We start from the raw sequence: 17,198 nt of genomic DNA on the forward strand, positions 1-17,198 counted from the left end.
TGGCGCAGCGGGATTGATGCGCAATCGCGCGTCAATCTCTACTGTCGTCCCGGACAAGCGTAGCGGAGCGGAGCGCAGATCCGGGACCCATACCCACAGGAAGTCGTTTGGCGAAGATTCGGAGTGGGAGCTGTGCCTCACACTACTCCCTGGGGTTATGGGTCCCGGCCCCCGTGCGCAATTGCGCACTAGGCCGGGACGACACTGAATTTGTCGCTTCAGCTCAACCAGAATTTCGGCGTCGCGGGCTCCAGCCGGCCGCCCGCGCGCACCGGCGCGATGCGCAGTGCCAGGCCAGTCGCATCATCGGTCTCGACCGCGACGCCGCTGAGCGTCGCGGCACCCGCTGCCGGCTCGAACCTCCCTGACGGGATCCCTGACGTGAACCTGCGCAGCGGCTCCTCCTTCTGCATACCGATGATGGAATCGTAGTCGCCGGTCATGCCGGCATCGGTCATGTAGGCGGTGCCCCCCGACAGGATCTGATGATCGGCGGTCGGCACATGGGTGTGGGTGCCGACGACGAGGCTGGCGCGGCCATCGCAGAAGAAGCCGATGCCCTGCTTCTCGCTGCTCGCCTCGCAATGGAAATCGACGACGATGGCGTCCGCGGCAACGCCGAGCGGACAGGCACCGAGCTCGCGCTCCAGCGCTGCGAAGGGATCGTCGAACGGGGTCATGAAGACGCGGCCGAGCGCGTTGACGACGAGCGCGTGCTTCCCGTTCTTGGTCTCGACCAATGCGGCGCCGCGGCCGGGCGTACCGCGCGGATAGTTCGCCGGCCGCACCAGGCGCTCGGCGCGCTCGATGAACACAAGCGCTTCGCGCTGGTCCCACGAGTGATTGCCGAGCGTCACCGCGTCGGCGCCGGCGTCGAGAAACTCCTGATAGATCGCTTCCGTGATGCCGAAGCCGCCGGCGGAATTCTCGCCGTTGACGACGACGAGATCGAGCGACCAGTCCTTGACCATGCCGGGCAGATATTCGGCGATGGCATTGCGCCCGGCACGGCCGACGACATCACCCACGAACAGAATGCGCAACTTCAGAACTCCGGAAATCGAATACGTCGGATTCCGTTAGCACATAATCCAGCGCGACGTCGTGGGCTAGTGCCGGAACCGCCTTGATCTCCTGCGCTGCAAAAGCGAGCCCGATGCCGACGATAGTCTTGGCTTTTCGCAGATGCGCGAAAGTGTGGTCGTAGTGCCCCGCGCCATAACCGATGCGATGGCCAAGGCGATCGAAGGCAGCGAGCGGCGTCAGCATGATGTCGGGAATGACTTCAGCGGCCCCAGGCGACGGCTCGGGAATGCCGAGCGGGCCGAGCATCAGGCGATCGTTGGGATGGAAGACGCGAAAGATCAGCGCCTGGCCGCGCGCGGTGACGCAAGGCAGCGCGAGCCTGGCGCCCTGCTCGGCGAGCTTCTTCAGCAGCGGCATCGGATCGATCTCGCTGCGGATCGGCGAATAGCCGGATACGATACTGCCAGGCAGGAGCTGGAACGGCAGCCCGCGCTTGGCGAGCTTGGCGGCGGCGGCGGTGCGTTTCTTTTCGCTCAGCGCATCGCGCGCCGCGAGGGCCTTGGCACGGAGTTCGGCTTTGGTGTTGGTCATGCGCGCTTGCTCCGAAGGCTGAGCCTTGCTCCGCCGTCATCGCCCGCGGAGCGGGCGATCCAGTATTCCAGAGACACCAGTAATCAAACGTCGACGCCGCGGCGTACTGGATGCCCCGGTCAAGCCGGGGCATGACACTGCCGGTTTGTCGTGGGCCATTCGACAAGAACGCATTGCCAAGCAACAAAAGTGCGAAGCCGCGAACGCCGTTGAAGCACTCGATCCCGGAGTTCCCTACGAAAGTAGGTGGGCACCATATGTCCGAGCCCACGGGCCCGGCCAGGGACAGTTCCCTAAAGGATCGATAAGGCCCCGGGGATAATGGCTCCTGACGCGCGTCGCAGCCCCGCTTGGGCAATGTAACAACGATGCTGACGAATCGCCAGCCCGGTGAAGGGTCAGCCGATGGCGATCCCGTTGCCGACGGTCCGGTTCAGGACCTGGGTCGACTTCTCGATGCGCTCGGCCGCAGAGTTCAATGCGTTCACGACCGCGGTCTGGGTCAAGCGGGCGCGCTCGACGGCGGCGTTGCGGAAATCCCGCAATTCGGTCAGCTCCTGCTCCATCGTCCGGATGCGGTTGCCGGCGTCGACCAATTCGTCGCAGACGGTCAGCGCCGCCATCACGGTGAGCCTGGCATCACCGATCTCGCCGAACTTTCCGCGCAGCGACTGAATCCGCGTCTCCAGGCTTTCGGCGAGCTTGAGCAGCCGCACCTCCTGGCCCTCCTCGCAGGCCATGCGGTATTGCCGGCCGTTGATGGTGACGTTGATGTGGCTCATCCGTCCTCTCCGGTATTGAGCACCGAACGTATCGTGACGATCGCGGAATCAAGCCGATCGGAGATCTCGCGGCTGGAGCGCTCGAGCTTGCGCGCCTTCACCAGCGCGCCGTCGAGCTCGTCGGCAAGGCGCGAGCGGTCCGCGCCCAGCGCCTGAATCCGCGCCGCGAGCTCGTTCTCGTCGCGATCGGCGTCACGCCGCCGCTCCACCGCGCTTTCGAGCGAGTCGAGCGCCGCCATGAGCCTGCGGGTCGCGATCTCGATCTCGACGGCCGAGGACTCGGTCATGGCAGAGCTGTTGGATACGCGATCGTTCATGCAGTCAGCGGCGGAACCTGTGGCCTATCCCCGGGGGGCTTGCCGTCCGGCAAAAGACTCGGTTCGGCAAGCGGTTAGAAGCAGAAATTTACGTGGCAAGCTAGCGGAGCGCAACGCCGCCACGAAACTATGCACTGATAGATCGGGATGGGCTTCACCCCGATCTATCAGTTCCTGCCGGGCATGATCTGGCCGGAAAACCGGCCTCCACTTTTCCGGATCATGCCGTAAGCAACTTTTGCGGCCAAACCGGCGTTTGATTGCCTTGGCCTGCCGGAACCGAGATGCTATCCCAGCCGCGACCCCAGCGGCCGAAAGGCTCCTTCCGGCGCGGCGAATCCAGCCACAAGCGCCTCATTTCAGACGGATTTTCAGACATGACGCAGGTCGATCACAACCGTATGGCCAATGCGATCCGCGGCCTTGCCATGGACGGCGTCGAAAAGGCGAAATCGGGTCATCCGGGCCTACCGATGGGCGCCGCCGACATGGCGACCGTGCTGTTCACGCAGTTCCTGAAATTCGACGTCGCCGCGCTGGACTGGCCGGACCGCGACCGCTTCGTGCTCTCGGCCGGGCACGGCTCAATGCTGATCTATTCGCTGCTGTATCTGATCGGCAGCCCCGAGATGACGATCGACCAGCTCAAGGACTTTCGCCAGTTGGGATCGCTGACACCAGGACATCCCGAGCACGGCCACACCAAGGGCATCGAGACCACCACCGGTCCGCTCGGCCAGGGCATTTCCACCGCCGTCGGCATGGCGCTCGCCGAGAAGATGCTCGCCGCCGAGTTCGGTAGGAAGATCGTCGATCACCACACCTATGTGATCGCTTCCGACGGCGATTTGATGGAAGGCGTGTCGCAGGAAGCGATCGCGATGGCCGGGCACTGGAAGCTCAACAAGCTCATCGTGCTGTATGACGACAATGGCATCTCGATCGACGGTCCGACCTCGATCTCCGATTCCGTGGACCAGGTGAAGCGCTTCAAGTCGGCGGGTTGGGCGGCCGAAAAGATCGACGGCCACGACCAGGCCGCGATATCAGCCGCGATCGCGCGCGCGCAGAAATCAAACAAGCCGACGCTGATTGCGTGCCGCACCACCATCGGCTTCGGCGCGCCGCACAAGGCCGGCACCAACAAGGTCCACGGCGAAGCGCTCGGCGCCGACGAACTCAAGGCCGCCAAGGAAAACCTCGGCATTTCGCTGGAGCCGTTCTCGGTGCCCGACGACGTGCTGAAGGCCTGGCGCGCGGCCGGCAGCCGTGGCGCGGCGGCACGACAGGAATGGGAAGCAAGGCTCGGTGAACTCGGCAGCCGCAAGCGCGCCGAGTTCGAGCGTCGCCTGCGCCACGAGCGCCCGGCCGCGCTCGCGAAGGCGTTCAAAGGTTACAAGAAGGAGCTGCTGGAAAAGCCGATGACCGCGGCGACCCGCAAATCATCCGAAGCCGTGATCGAAGTGATTGCCGGCGCGATGCCGATGGAATTTTTGGCGGGCTCGGCCGACCTCACCGGCTCCAACAACAACAAGGCGAAGTCGGCGACCGCGTTCTCGGCCAAGTCGCCGAAGGGCCGCTTCATCCATTACGGCATCCGCGAACACGGCATGTGCGCGGCGATGAACGGCATCTTCCTGCACGGTGGTTTTGCACCGAACGGTGCGACCTTCCTGGTGTTCACGGATTATGCCCGGCCCGCGATGCGGCTCGCCGCGTTGATGGGGACCGGGGTCGTTTATGTCATGACCCATGATTCCATCGGTCTCGGCGAAGACGGCCCGACCCACCAGCCGGTCGAACATCTCTCGGCGCTTCGCGCCATTCCCAACATGCGCGTGTTCCGCCCCTGCGATTCCATCGAGGTTGCCGAATGCTGGGAGCTCGCGCTCAACCGCATCGACGGCCCGACAGTGCTGGCGCTGACCCGGCAGAACCTGCCGCAGCTGCGCACCACCGCACCGAACGAGAGCCCCTGCCGGTTTGGTGCCTACGAGCTGGTCGCCGCCCAGGGCGAAGCCAAGGCGACGCTGTTCGCATCGGGCTCCGAAGTGGAGATGGCCGTGGCCGCCCAGAAGCAGCTCGCCGAGCGCGGCATTCCGACCCGGGTGGTTTCGGTTCCCTCGCTCGAGCTCCTGCTAGCGCAACCAAAGGAGCGCCGCGACGAGATCATCGGCAACGCGCCGGTCAAGGTCGCGATCGAGGCCGCCGTGCGCTGGGGCTGGGACGCCGTGATCGGCCAGGATGGCGAATTTATCGGCATGCACTCCTTCGGCGCCAGCGCCCCTCTCAACAAGGTATTCCAGCACTTTGGCATTACCGCCGAGGCCGCAGTTAACGCCGTTCTGAAACGCGTTTCCTGAGAGTTGAGATTGCCGAAAAAAAGGACTACCTAACTTCCCATATGATCAAGCCCCGCCCGGCCGAACCGGGCGTCCGCCCTAAAAAAACCCTCGCAGGCGCGCTAGCGCGTTGTGCGGGATGACAACGGTCATTGAAGGAGACGAAACATGGCAGTCCGCGTCGGAATCAACGGTTTTGGCCGCATCGGCCGCAACATTCTGCGGGCCATCGCTGAGTCCGGCCGCAAGGATATCGAGGTCGTCGGCATCAACGACCTCGGCCCGGTCGAGACCAACGCCCATCTGCTTCGCTTCGACAGCGTCCATGGTCGTTTCCCCGGCACCGTGACCGTCGATGGCGACACGATCAGCCTCGGCGGCAACAAGATCAAGGTGACCGCCGAGCGCGATCCCTCGAAGCTGCCCTGGAAGGATCTCGGCATCGACATCGCGATGGAATGCACCGGCATCTTCACCTCGAAGGACAAGGCCTCCGCGCATCTGACCGCCGGCGCCAAGCGCGTGCTGGTCTCCGCCCCGGCCGACGGCGCCGACGCCACCATCGTCTACGGCGTCAACCACGACACGCTGACCCGGGAACATCTGGTCGTCTCCAACGGCTCCTGCACCACCAACTGTCTTGCGCCGATCGCCAAGGTGCTGAACGACCTGGTCGGCATCGAGACCGGCTTCATGACCACGATCCACGCCTACACCGGCGACCAGCCGACACTCGACACCATGCACAAGGATCTCTATCGCGGCCGCGCGGCTGCGATGTCGATGATCCCGACCTCGACCGGCGCCGCCAAGGCGATCGGCCTCGTGCTGCCGGAACTGAAGGGCAAGCTCGACGGCGTCGCGATCCGCGTGCCGACCCCGAACGTCTCGGTCGTCGACCTCAAGATCGTCGCCAAGCGCGCCACCGATCCGAAGGAAATCAACGAGGCGATGAAGCGTGCCTCCGAGCAGCAGCTCAAGGGCATCCTCGGCTACACCACCGCGCCGAACGTCTCGATCGACTTCAACCACGACCCGCACTCCTCGACGTTCCACATGGACCAGACCAAGGTGCAGAACGGCACGCTGGTGCGCGTGATGTCCTGGTACGACAACGAGTGGGGTTTCTCGAATCGCATGGCGGACACCGCCGTCGCGATGGCGAAGGTGATCTAACTCCGCAGCTGTTTCGTCATTCCGGGATGGTCCGAAGGACCAGACCCGGAACCTCGAGATTCTCAGGTGCGCAATTGCGCACCATAGTTCGCGCTACGCGCGCCCGGAATGACCTCCTAGAGGCCCGGGACAAGAGAGCCCAGAGATGACCAACAAATTCCGCACCCTCGACGACGTCGACGTGAAGGGCAAGCGCGTGCTGCTGCGCGTCGATCTCAACGTGCCCATGGAGAACGGGCGCGTCAGCGACGCAACCCGGCTCGAGCGCGTCGCGCCGACCATCACCGAAATCTCGGACAAGGGCGGCAAGGTCATCCTGCTCGCGCATTTCGGACGGCCGAAGGGGCGCGATGCCAAGGACTCGCTCAAGCCCGTTGCCGAGGCGCTCGCCAAGGTCGTTAAGAAGCCCGTCGCCTTCGCCGACGACTGCATCGGAGAGCCCGCGGCCAAGGCCGTTGCCGGCCTGAAGGACGGCGACATCCTCTGTCTGGAAAACACCCGCTTCCACAAAGAGGAAGAGAAGAACGATCCCGCCTTTGCCGCGGAGCTCGCAAAACTCGGCGACATCTGGGTCAACGACGCGTTCTCGGCCGCGCACCGCGCCCACGCCTCGACCGAAGGCCTCGGCCACAAGCTGCCCGCCTATGCCGGCCGCACCATGCAGGCCGAACTGGTCGCGCTGGAGAAGGCGCTGGGCTCACCGACCAAGCCCGTCATCGCAATCATCGGCGGTGCCAAGGTCTCGACCAAGATCGACCTGCTCGAAAACCTGGTGACCAAGGTCGACGCGCTGGTGATCGGCGGCGGCATGGCCAACACCTTCCTGCACGCCCAGGGCGTCGGTATCGGCAAGTCGCTGGCGGAGAAGGATCTCGCCGCGACCGCGTTGCGCATCATGGAAAAGGCGGAAGCCGCCAACTGCGCCATCATCCTGCCGGTCGACGCCACCGTCGCCTATCATTTCGCGGCCAACGCGCCGTCGCACGCCTATGGCCTCGACGCGATCCCGGCCGACGGCATGATCCTCGACGTCGGTCCGCAATCGATCGCGCGTGTCCATGCCGCGATCGACGATGCGGCGACGCTGGTCTGGAACGGACCGCTCGGCGCCTTCGAGATGCAGCCATTCGACCGCGGCACGATGTCCGCCGCCAAGCACGCGGCCGAGCGCACCAAAGCCAAGAAGCTGATCTCGATCGCGGGCGGCGGCGACACCGTGGCGGCCCTCAACCAGGCCCATGTGGCCGGTCATTTCACCTATGTCTCGACCGCCGGTGGCGCATTTCTTGAATGGATGGAAGGCAAGCCCCTGCCCGGCGTCGAAGTTCTGCGCACCAAGTAATCGGTCGGCAATTCGTCAGCCGCCTTCAAGCAGTGGCCTTGCAGGCCCAAACGGGAGAAAAACACAGATGGCTCGGATCACGTTGCGTCAATTGCTCGACCATGCGGCGGAGAACGATTACGGCGTCCCGGCCTTCAACATCAACAACATGGAGCAGGCGCTGGCGATCATGGACGCGGCCAACCAGGTCGACGCGCCCGTCATCATCCAAGCCTCGCGCGGTGCGCGCTCCTATGCCAACGACGTCATGCTCAAGCACATGATGGACGCGGTGACCGAGATCTATCCGCACATCCCGGTCTGCGTGCATCTCGACCACGGCAACGAGCCGGCAACCTGCATGACCGCGATCCAGGCCGGCTTCACCTCTGTCATGATGGACGGCTCGCTCAAGGCTGACGGCAAGACCCCCGGCGACTGGGGCTACAATGTCGGCGTCACCAAGACCGTGACCGACATGGCCCATCTCGGCGGCATCTCGGTCGAGGGCGAGCTCGGCGTGCTCGGCTCGCTCGAGACCGGCATGGGCGACAAGGAAGACGGCCACGGGGCCGAGGGCAAGCTCAGCCACGACCAGCTCCTGACCAATCCGGATGAAGCGGTGAAGTTCGTCCAGGAGACCCAGGTCGACGCGCTCGCGATCGCGATGGGGACGTCTCACGGCGCCTACAAGTTCACCCGCAAGCCCGACGGCGACATCCTCGCCATGAACGTGATCGAGGAGATCCACCGCAAGCTGCCGAACATGCATCTCGTCATGCACGGCTCCTCGTCGGTGCCACAGGACCTCCAGGACATCATCAACACCTATGGCGGCAAGATGAAGCCGACCTGGGGCGTGCCGGTGGCCGAGATCCAGCGCGGCATCAAGAACGGCGTGCGCAAGATCAACATCGACACCGACAACCGCATGGCGATGACCGGCCAGATCCGGAAAGTGCTCAAGGACAATCCGGAAGAGTTCGACCCGCGCAAGTACCTGAAGCCCGCAATGGAAGCGATGACCAAGCTCTGCAAGCAGCGGCTCCAGGAATTCAATACCGCCGGGCAAGCCTCCAAGATCAAGAAGGTGCTGACGACGGCCGAGATGGCCAAGCGCTACGCCAAGGGCGAGCTCGCCCCGAAGGTGGCGTAAGGCCTCAACCACATCCTTCCGTCATTCCGGGGCACGCGGAGCGTGAGCCCGGAATCCATGACCACAGCCTGCGGTTATGGATTCCGGGCCTGCGCCTTTCGGCGCATCCCGGAATGACAGCGGCGCCCCTGCGACGAACGTTAACTCGGCATTTGCCCGAGAACGGTCTATTTTCACCGGCAAGGGCAGAATCGTTTTGGGAGGACATCTCGATGAATCTGACTGAGCTCAACAGGATCGCGGCCGCCATGGTCGCGCCCGGCAAGGGCATCCTTGCCGCCGACGAATCCTCCGGCACCATCAAGAAGCGTTTCGACGCAATCGGCGTGGAATCGACCGAGGAGAACCGCCGCGATTATCGCGAGATGTTGTTCCGCTCGAACGAAGCCATGAGCCGGTACATCTCCGGCGTCATCCTCTACGACGAGACGATCTGGCAGAACGCGAAGGACGGCACGCCCCTGGTCAAGCTGATCGAACAGAGCGGCGCCATTCCCGGCATCAAGGTCGACGAGGGCACGCAACCCCTGCCGATGTGCCCGGGAGAGCTCATCACCGTCGGGCTCGACAAGCTCGCCGAGCGCTTGAAGAAATATTACGAGCGCGGCGCCCGCTTCGCCAAATGGCGCGCCGTGATCGACATCGGCAGCGGTATTCCCTCGATGACCGCGCTCAGCGTCAACGCCCACGCGCTGGCGCGCTATGCCGCGCTGTGCCAGGCCGCGCAGATCGTGCCGATCGTCGAGCCCGAAGTGCTGATGGACGGCGATCACGACATCGACCGCTGCTATGAGGTGACGAGCCGCGTGCTCAACAAGACGTTCCAGGAATTGCGCGTGCAGCGCGTCGCGCTCGAGGGCATGGTGCTAAAGCCGAACATGGCCATCTCCGGCAAAAAGTGCGCGAAGCAGGCCTCCGTCGAAGAGGTCGCGGAGAAGACCATACGGCTGCTTAGGGCGTGCGTGCCTGCGGCGGTACCCGGCATCGCCTTCCTCTCCGGCGGCCAGTCGGATGAAGAGGCGACGGCGCATCTCAACGCCATGCACAAGCTCGGCCCGCTGCCGTGGGGCCTGACCTTCTCCTACGGTCGCGCACTCCAGGCTGCGCCGCAGAAGGCCTGGTCCGGCAAGGCCGAGAACGTCGCGGCCGGACAAAACGCATTCAGTCACCGCGCGCGCATGAATGGCCTCGCCTCCAAAGGCGAATGGCAAAGCAGCCTGGAAAAGAAAGCGGCCTAGATCTTGTCGAACAAATCTCCTCCGCCGCGCCCGGCGCCGCGCCTTTATCTCGCGACGCCCATCGTCGACGATCCCGCTTCGCTTCTGGCCGAGCTGCCTGGCCTGCTCGCCGCCGCCGACGTCGCGGCCGTGCTGCTGCGGCTGAAGGTGACCGACCAGCGCACCATGATCTCGCGGATCAAGGCCTTGGCGCCGCCGGTTCAGAAAGCGGGCGCCGCGCTGCTCGTCGACGGCCATCCTGAGCTCGTCGCACGCGGCGGCGCCGACGGCGCGCACCTGCCCGGCATCGCCGCGCTGAAAGAGGCGCTGCCATCGCTCAAGCCCGATCGCATCGCCGGCGTCGGCGGGCTGACAACGCGGCACCATTCCATGGATGCGGGCGAGATCGGCGCGGATTACGTGCTGTTCGGCGAGCCTGACGCGAAAGGCCAGCGGCCGTCGTCGCAAGCGATTGCCGAGCGGCTGGACTGGTGGGCCGAGCTGTTCGAGCCGCCCTGCGTCGGCTTTGCCATCTCGCTGGAAGAGGCCCACGAATTCGCCGTCAGCGGCGCCGATTTCGTGCTGGTGGGCGACTTCATCTGGGCCGATCCGCGCGGACCCAAGGCCGCGCTGGTCGAGATAGATGCTGCTATCAAGAAGGCCCATGCGGCTGCGCTTGCGGGCCAAAATCCTGCGGGTCAAGAGCACGGCTAGCGCCCGACATGAAGCTCCCGCGCATCACCATCCTGGCCACGCTGCTGCTGCTGCTCACAGTGCCCGCGGCCGCGCAGCTCCAGATCACGCCGCCCGTGGCGACGCCGAGCCCTTCGGCCGAGAAAACCAAGGACAAGCCGAAGGCCACGCCGCACACCATCACCAAGAAGAAGGAAGCGGCGCCGGCGCCCAAACCCTCAGCCTCCCCCAAGCCTTCAGCGTCCCCAAAGCCTGCTCCGGCCGCGACCGTGATCCCAGCGCCTCCGACGGACAATCCCAACGTCGATCTGGTGTACGGCGCCTATCAGCGCGGCCAGTACAAGACCGCCTTCGATCTCGCCACGGCCCGTGCCGAAACAGGCGATGCCAAGGCAATGACCATGCTGGGTGAGCTCTATTCCAACGCCATGGGCATCCGGCGCGACTATGCCAAGGCGCTGCAATGGTACAAGCGCGCCTCCGACGCCGGCGACCGCGAGGCGATGTTCGCGCTCGCCATGCTGAGGATTTCCGGCCGTGGCGGCCCGGTCGACAAAAACGAAGCGGTCAAGCTGATGGCGTCCGCCGCCAAGCTCGGCGAGCCCAAGGCGGCCTATAACCTCGCGCTGCTCTATCTCGACGGCCAGACCCTGCCGCAGGACGTCAAGCGCTCCGCCGAGCTGCTGCGCCAGGCGGCCGATGCCGGTCTGCCCGAGGCGCAATACGCGCTCGCGACCTTCTACAAGGAAGGCACTGGCGTGCCGAAGGACCTGGAACGGGCGGTGCGTCTGCTCCAGGTCGCCACTCTGACCGACAATGTCGATGCCGAGGTCGAATACGCCATCGCGCTGTTCAACGGCACCGGCACGCCGAAGAACCAGCCGGCGGCCGTAGCTCTGCTCCGCAAGGCCTCCCGCCAGGGCAGCGCGATCGCGCAGAACCGGCTGGCCTGGGTGCTGATCAACGGCATGGGCACGGCCGTGGACAAGGTCGAGGGCTTTAAATGGCATCTGGTGGCCAAGACCGCCGGCAAGGGCGATCCGGAGCTGGACAAGCAATTGTCGGATTTGCCGGCCGAGGACCGGGCCAAGGCCGAGACTGCCGCCAGGAAATGGCTCGGGACCAAATGACTTGACCTTAAGCCCCTCGCAGGGCACCCCATCCCTCAAACACGCGCGATTTCGCGCCATTTCCCCCGATCAAGACCAGAGCTCATGCTGTATTCCGCAACTATCAATGTCATGGTCAAGGCGGCGCGCCGCGCCGGCCGCAGCCTCAAGCGCGATCTCGGCGAGATCGAGCATCTGCAGGTCTCGCTGAAGGGGCCGGCGAATTTCGTCTCGCTGGCCGACAAGCGCGCCGAGGAGATCCTCTACCAGGACCTCGCCAAGGCGCGGCCCGGCTACGGCTTCATCGGCGAGGAAGGCGGCACGCGCGAGGGCTCCGACAAGAGCCACACCTGGATCGTCGATCCGCTCGACGGCACCACCAACTTCCTGCACGGCATCCCGCAATTCGCGATCTCGATCGGGCTTTCGCGCGAAGGCACGATCATCGCCGGCGTGATCTACAATCCCGCCAATGACGAGCTCTACATCGCCGAACGTGGCAAGGGCGCCTTCCTCAACGACCAGCGCCTGCGCGTGGCCGGCCGCCGCCAGCTCAACGAATGCGTGGTGGCCTGCGGACTGCCCCATATCGGCCGCGGCGACCACGAGGAATTCCGCCGCGAGATGACCGCGATGCAGGAGCGCGTCGCCGGCCTGCGCCGCTTCGGCGCCGCCTCGCTCGATCTGGCCTTCGTCGCCGCCGGCCGCCTCGACGGCTACTGGGAGCGCAATTTGCAATCCTGGGACATCGCGGCAGGCATGATCATGCTGCGCGAAGCGGGCGGCACGATCACCGACATCGACACGCCGGGCGATGCGCTGGTGACGGGCAATGTCGTGTGCGGGAATGAATTCGTGCACGGGGAGTTGGTGAAGATTTTGCGGAAGTAGGCCGCAGTAGCGCGACGGCTCGATCTACGGCGGCTAATCATCGTCCTCGTCGGGTTCGTCGTCGCGATATTCACCGCCGATGGTCAGGCCCTCGATGGCCGTGGCGCCTTTCGACTTGATCACCCGGCGAAGCGGGACCGAACTCTCGCTTCGCAATGCGTCCATCAACTGTTCCGAATGGGTGACAATCCAAATGTCGGCGCGGCGCGATGCCTTGGCGATGAGCCGGGCGAGCGGCGCGAGCAGCGACGGATGCAGGCTGGTCTCGGGTTCGTTCAGCGCGATGAACGGCGGCAGCCGGTAACCCATGAACACCGCGAGCAGGCAAATGTATTTGAGCGTCCCATCGGATAGTTTCATGAGCCCTGAACGGCCGCGGCATATCCGGCAATTGCAGATCGAATTCACACCTGCCATTTTCTTCCCATGCGCGGAGTTCGGCGCCCGGGAATGCATCCTGGATCGCGTCCTGCAGGTCGTTGGCGTCTTCCCGAATGACGTAGAGGGTCGCCAGGGTGGCAGCCAAATCGATGCCATCGGCGCTAAGCGAGGGCGTTGCGATCGCGAGACAAGGCTTTCGTATCGGTGACGCAGGATCCGTGCGGAAGTCATGATAGAAGCGCCAGCCCAGCATTGCATTTCTGATCAGGTCGATTTCCGGGCACTGCTTGCCATCGGAAAAAGCCGCAAGCGCGGTCTCCGACGGCAGCACCGCATCCTTGTGAGCGATCCAGGCGCCACTCTCGCCGCGGACGCTGATGAGCGAATTGACCCGCTCCATCAGCTTGACCGTGCGTTTGCCGCGCGTCGCCTCGATCATTTCGGTCTTGATCATCGGCTCGCCGGAAAACGCGGCCTGAAGCGGGCTGGGAAACCCGAGCTCGATGAAATATCTCATGCTATCGAATGTGGCCGACAGCCGCAGCCGCCCATCTTCGCCTCGTTTGCGTAGGCCGGACCAGCAGACCGAATTCAATCCGCCTTCATCGGCGATCGTGCGGGTGATTTGACCGGTCGCCGCGTCGCGCAACAGCGACAAGGACTTGTAGAGATTGGACTTGCCGACTCCATTTTCGCCGACAAACACCGACAGGGGATGGATGGGTATGGAGAGCCGCCGAATGGAGCGATAGTTCGAGATCGCAATTTCGCTCGGACGCATGACATGCTTTCGATCGGCAGGGTGTCTGTGCATTCGCGGCGTGGTGCGAATACGTTCTTTCAATCCAGGGATGCAGTCTGGATTGAGACTCCCGAGAAAGCAAGCCGACCGATCCGGCGTTCAGTGGCCGCCTCTCACCGGAGCAAACCCGACTGTCATCATCCGCGAAGGCGGATGATCCAGTATCCAGAGACGTCTGTTGGGTACGGAAAGGCCGCGGCCTACTGGATGCCCCGCCTTCGCGGAGCATGACACCTCACCTTACAGCTTGGCCGGTGCGGGCGGCCCGTACATCTCGGCTTTCTTCGCCGCCTTCTCCCGATCCCCGCCCAGCACGCGCTGCACCGAGACGAAGAACACCGGCACCATCAGCAGCGCCAAAATCACCACTGCGATCATGCCGCCCATCACGATGCTGCCGAGCGCCTGCTGGCTGGCGCCGCCGGCACCATGCGCGATGGCCATCGGCAGCACGCCGCAGATGAAGGCGAGGCCGGTCATCAGGATCGGGCGGAAGCGCAGGCGGCAAGCCTCGATGGTGGCGTCCACCAGCGGCTTGCCTTCTTTCCGCAGATCCTTGGCGAATTCGATGATCAGGATCGCGTCCTTGGCCGCAAGGCCAATGATGGTGATCAGACCCACGGTGAAATAGACGTCGTTGGGCAGGCCGCGCAGCATGGCGGCGACCACGGCGCCGACGATGCCGAGCGGCACGGTGAGCAGCACCGCGAGCGGAATGGTCCAGCTCTCGTAAAGCGCGGCCAGGCACAGGAACACCACGAACACCGAAAGCCCGAGCAGGAACGGCGCCTGCGAGCCCGAGAGTTTCTCCTGGAGCGACTGTCCGGTCCATTCATAGCCGAAGCCGCGCGGCAGCTTGCCGGCAAGCCGCTCCATCTCGGCGATGGCATCGCCCGAGGTGAAGCCGGGTCTGGCTTCGCCGGAGATGCGCACCGCCGGATAGTAGTTGAAGCCGGTGATCTGCGTCGGGCCGCGCGCCCATTCCACGGTGGCAAAGGACGAGAAAGGCACGAGCTGGCCCCGGCTGTTCTTGACGTTGTAGTTGAGGATGTCCTCGGTCCGCATGCGGTCGCGGGCATCGGCCTGCACCACGACGCGCTGCATGCGGCCGCGGTTCGGGAAGTCGTTGATGTAGTTCGAGCCGAGATTGGTCGAGATCGTGTTGTTGATGTCCTCGAAGGTGACGCCGAAGGCGCCGGCCTTTTCGCGGTCGATCACGAGATTGACCACGCCGGCTTCGGGCAGGCCTTCGACATAGACCTTCTGAAGCACAGCGCTCGCATTGGCCTCCGCGATCAACTGGTCGGCGGCGCGCATCAAGGCCGGATAGCCCTTCTGGCCGCGGTCCTGGAGCCGGAACGAGAAGCCGGAGGAGTTGCCGAGATTGTCGATCGGCGGCGGCTGCAGCGCGGAGATCTTGGCATCGCGGATCGACGACGACAAATCGCGGTTGATGTCGGTAACGATCGCCGCTGCCGAATCCTTCGGCCCGCGCTCCGACCAGTCCTTCAGGGTGATGAAGGCCTGCGCGGTGTTCATGCCCTGGCCGGAGAAGCTGAAGCCGGTGAGGAAGGTGACGTTGTCGACGCCCGGGCGCTGCGCCAGGTATTTTTCCACTTTCTCGATCACCGCCTCGGTCCGGCCATAGGACGAATCCGACGGCGTCTGCACGTCGGTGGTGACGAAGCCCTGGTCGTCAACGGGGAGGAAGCCGCCGGGCAGGTTGACGAAGGCCCAGGACAGGCCGGCGAGCAGCGCGACATAGACCAGCATCAAGCGGCCGGTGCGCTTCAGCGAGAAGCCGACGGTGCGGGAATAACCCTCCTTGCTGCTGTCGAGCATGCGGTTGAACCAGCCGAACACGCCCTTCTTGGCATGACCATGACCGGCCGCGACGGGCTTGAGCAGCGTCGCACACAGCGCCGGCGTCAGCGACAGCGCCAGGAAGGCGGAGAAGCCGATCGCGGCGACCATGGTCACGGAGAACTGGCGGTAGATGATGCCGACCGAGCCCGGGAAGAACGCCATCGGCACGAACACGGCCATCAGCACCAGCGTGATGCCGATGATGGCGCCGGTGATCTGCGACATCGCTTTGCGCGTCGCTTCCTTCGGCGGCAGCCCCTCCTCGGCCATGATGCGCTCGACGTTCTCGACCACTACGATGGCATCGTCGACCAGGATGCCGACAGCGAGCACCATGCCGAACATCGAGAGCATGTTGATGGAATAGCCGGCGAGCAGCAGCGTGGTACAGGCGCCCAGCAGCGCCACCGGCACCACGATGGTCGGAATGATGGTGTAGCGGATGTTCTGCAGGAACAGGAACATCACCACGAACACCAGCACGATGGCTTCGACCAGCGTCGACAGCACCTTCTTGATCGAGGCCTCGACCACGGGCGTGATGTTGTAGGGAATCTCGTAGCCGATATTGGCCGGGAAGAAGCGAGACAGCTCCTTCATCTTCTCTTCGACGGCGCTCGCGGTCGCCAGCGCATTGCCGGTCGGCGACATCAGCACGGACAGACCGGCGGTCGGCTTGCCGTCGAGACGGGTGTTGAACTGGTAGCTGAGACCGCCGACCTCGATGCGCGCGACGTCGCGCAGCCGCACGGTCGAGCCGTCGGCATTGGCGCGCAGGATGATGGTGCCGAATTCATCCGGAGACGAGAGCTGGCCCTTGACCAGCACCAGCGCGGAGGTGCGCTGGGTCGAGGTCGACGGCTCGGCGCCGATGCTGCCCGAAGCGACCTGCGCGTTCTGCGCGGCAATGGCCTTGTTGACGTCGTCGGCGGTCAGGCCATAGCCGACCAGCTTTGCCGGATCGACCCAGACGCGCAAGCTGCGTTCCGTCGAATAGAGCGTGGCGCGGCCGACGCCGGGGATGCGGCGGATCTCGCCGAGCACGTTGCGGATCATGAAGTCGCCGAGGCCGACCTCGTCGAGGCTGCCGTCGGTCGAGTTCAGCGTGATGATCTGGAGCACCGCGCTGGAGGCTTCCTCGATCAAAATGCCCTGCTGGATCACCGCGCGCGGCAGCCGCGCCTCTACGCGCTTGATGCGGTTCTGCACCTCGACCGAGGCGGCGCTGGTATCGGTGCCCGGCACGAAATTGGCGATGATCTCGACCTGGCCGAGCGAGTCGCTGGTCGATTCGAAATTGAGGATGCCGGAGGCGCCGTTGAGCTCCTCCTCGATCAGCCGCGTGACGCTGTTGTAGAGGTTCTCGGGCGAGGCGCCGGGATAGCTGGTCGAGATCGAGATCGAGGGCGGCGCGATGATCGGGTACTGCGCGATCGGCAACAGCGGAATCGAAATGGCGCCAACCAGACAGATGAACAGCGCGACCACCCAGGCGAAGATCGGCCTGTCGATGAAGAAGCTCGCCATA

General features: G+C 64.5%; 13 protein-coding genes, 1 other RNA gene and 1 pseudogene. 8 read left to right on the forward strand and 7 right to left on the reverse strand.

Annotation, left to right across the window (positions count from 1 at the left end):
• Positions 1-218: 218 nt before the first annotated feature.
• From ABIB66_RS26860 to ABIB66_RS26880, 5 genes are all read right to left on the reverse strand, one after another.
• Complete coding sequence (locus tag ABIB66_RS26860) at positions 219-1,043, reverse strand: TIGR00282 family metallophosphoesterase (RefSeq protein ID WP_275174298.1); 825 nt, start codon at positions 1,041-1,043, stop codon at positions 219-221.
• Entirely contained in the window at positions 1,021-1,617 is a 597-nt protein-coding gene (locus tag ABIB66_RS26865; protein WP_275174300.1) for a 5-formyltetrahydrofolate cyclo-ligase, read from the reverse strand. The genes ABIB66_RS26860 and ABIB66_RS26865 overlap by 23 nt, the downstream gene beginning before the upstream one ends.
• Positions 1,618-1,807: 190 nt before the next feature.
• Positions 1,808-1,967: non-coding RNA, 6S RNA (ssrS, locus tag ABIB66_RS26870), on the reverse strand.
• A 48-nt stretch (positions 1,968-2,015) separates the two neighbouring features.
• Positions 2,016-2,399: a cell division protein ZapA gene (locus ABIB66_RS26875; protein ID WP_007599950.1), complete on the reverse strand. Its 384-nt coding sequence runs from the start codon at positions 2,397-2,399 to the stop codon at positions 2,016-2,018.
• On the reverse strand, positions 2,396-2,716 hold the full coding sequence (locus ABIB66_RS26880) for a DUF4164 domain-containing protein (RefSeq protein ID WP_502918335.1): 321 nt from the start codon (positions 2,714-2,716) through the stop codon (positions 2,396-2,398). Before ABIB66_RS26880 ends, ABIB66_RS26875 begins: the two co-directional genes overlap by 4 nt.
• 377 nt (positions 2,717-3,093) lie before the next feature.
• On the opposite strand from ABIB66_RS26880, the gene tkt reads away from it, so the two are divergent.
• From tkt to ABIB66_RS26920, 8 genes are all read left to right on the forward strand, one after another.
• The gene (tkt, locus tag ABIB66_RS26885; RefSeq protein WP_354209430.1) at positions 3,094-5,079 is read left to right on the forward strand and encodes a transketolase; all 1,986 of its coding nucleotides are present in this window, start codon (positions 3,094-3,096) and stop codon (positions 5,077-5,079) included.
• 147 nt (positions 5,080-5,226) lie between these two features.
• Positions 5,227-6,234 carry a type I glyceraldehyde-3-phosphate dehydrogenase gene (gene gap, locus ABIB66_RS26890; RefSeq protein ID WP_027515515.1) on the forward strand — a complete coding sequence of 336 codons (1,008 nt, stop codon included), beginning with the start codon at positions 5,227-5,229 and terminating at the stop codon, positions 6,232-6,234.
• Positions 6,235-6,379: 145 nt separating this feature from the next.
• Complete coding sequence (locus tag ABIB66_RS26895) at positions 6,380-7,576, forward strand: phosphoglycerate kinase (protein ID WP_354256182.1); 1,197 nt, start codon at positions 6,380-6,382, stop codon at positions 7,574-7,576.
• 67 nt (positions 7,577-7,643) lie between these two features.
• A complete protein-coding gene (gene fba / locus ABIB66_RS26900) occupies positions 7,644-8,711 on the forward strand; it encodes a class II fructose-bisphosphate aldolase (RefSeq protein ID WP_275174305.1) in 1,068 nt (355 codons plus the stop codon).
• 212 nt (positions 8,712-8,923) lie between these two features.
• Positions 8,924-9,949 (forward strand): class I fructose-bisphosphate aldolase, encoded by a 1,026-nt coding sequence (locus ABIB66_RS26905; protein ID WP_354256185.1) that lies wholly within the window; start codon positions 8,924-8,926, stop codon positions 9,947-9,949.
• A gap of 3 nt (positions 9,950-9,952) precedes the next feature.
• Positions 9,953-10,642 (forward strand): thiamine phosphate synthase, encoded by a 690-nt coding sequence (locus tag ABIB66_RS26910; protein WP_354209432.1) that lies wholly within the window; start codon positions 9,953-9,955, stop codon positions 10,640-10,642.
• A gap of 8 nt (positions 10,643-10,650) precedes the next feature.
• The gene (locus tag ABIB66_RS26915) at positions 10,651-11,751 is read left to right on the forward strand and encodes a tetratricopeptide repeat protein (RefSeq protein ID WP_354209433.1); all 1,101 of its coding nucleotides are present in this window, start codon (positions 10,651-10,653) and stop codon (positions 11,749-11,751) included.
• Positions 11,752-11,835: 84 nt separating this feature from the next.
• On the forward strand, positions 11,836-12,621 hold the full coding sequence (locus ABIB66_RS26920) for an inositol monophosphatase family protein (RefSeq protein WP_027515509.1): 786 nt from the start codon (positions 11,836-11,838) through the stop codon (positions 12,619-12,621).
• Between the two features lie 33 nt (positions 12,622-12,654).
• Here the strand turns inward: ABIB66_RS26920 and ABIB66_RS26925 are convergent.
• Together ABIB66_RS26925 and ABIB66_RS26930 are read right to left on the reverse strand one after the other, a co-directional pair.
• Positions 12,655-13,783: pseudogene (locus ABIB66_RS26925) on the reverse strand (AAA family ATPase).
• Between the two features lie 261 nt (positions 13,784-14,044).
• Entirely contained in the window at positions 14,045-17,197 is a 3,153-nt protein-coding gene (locus ABIB66_RS26930; RefSeq protein WP_354256188.1) for a multidrug efflux RND transporter permease subunit, read from the reverse strand.
• Between the last annotated feature and the right edge of the window lies 1 nt (position 17,198).

The sequence above is a fragment of the Bradyrhizobium sp. F1.13.3 genome (assembly GCF_040548265.1).
Taxonomy (GTDB): domain Bacteria; phylum Pseudomonadota; class Alphaproteobacteria; order Rhizobiales; family Xanthobacteraceae; genus Bradyrhizobium.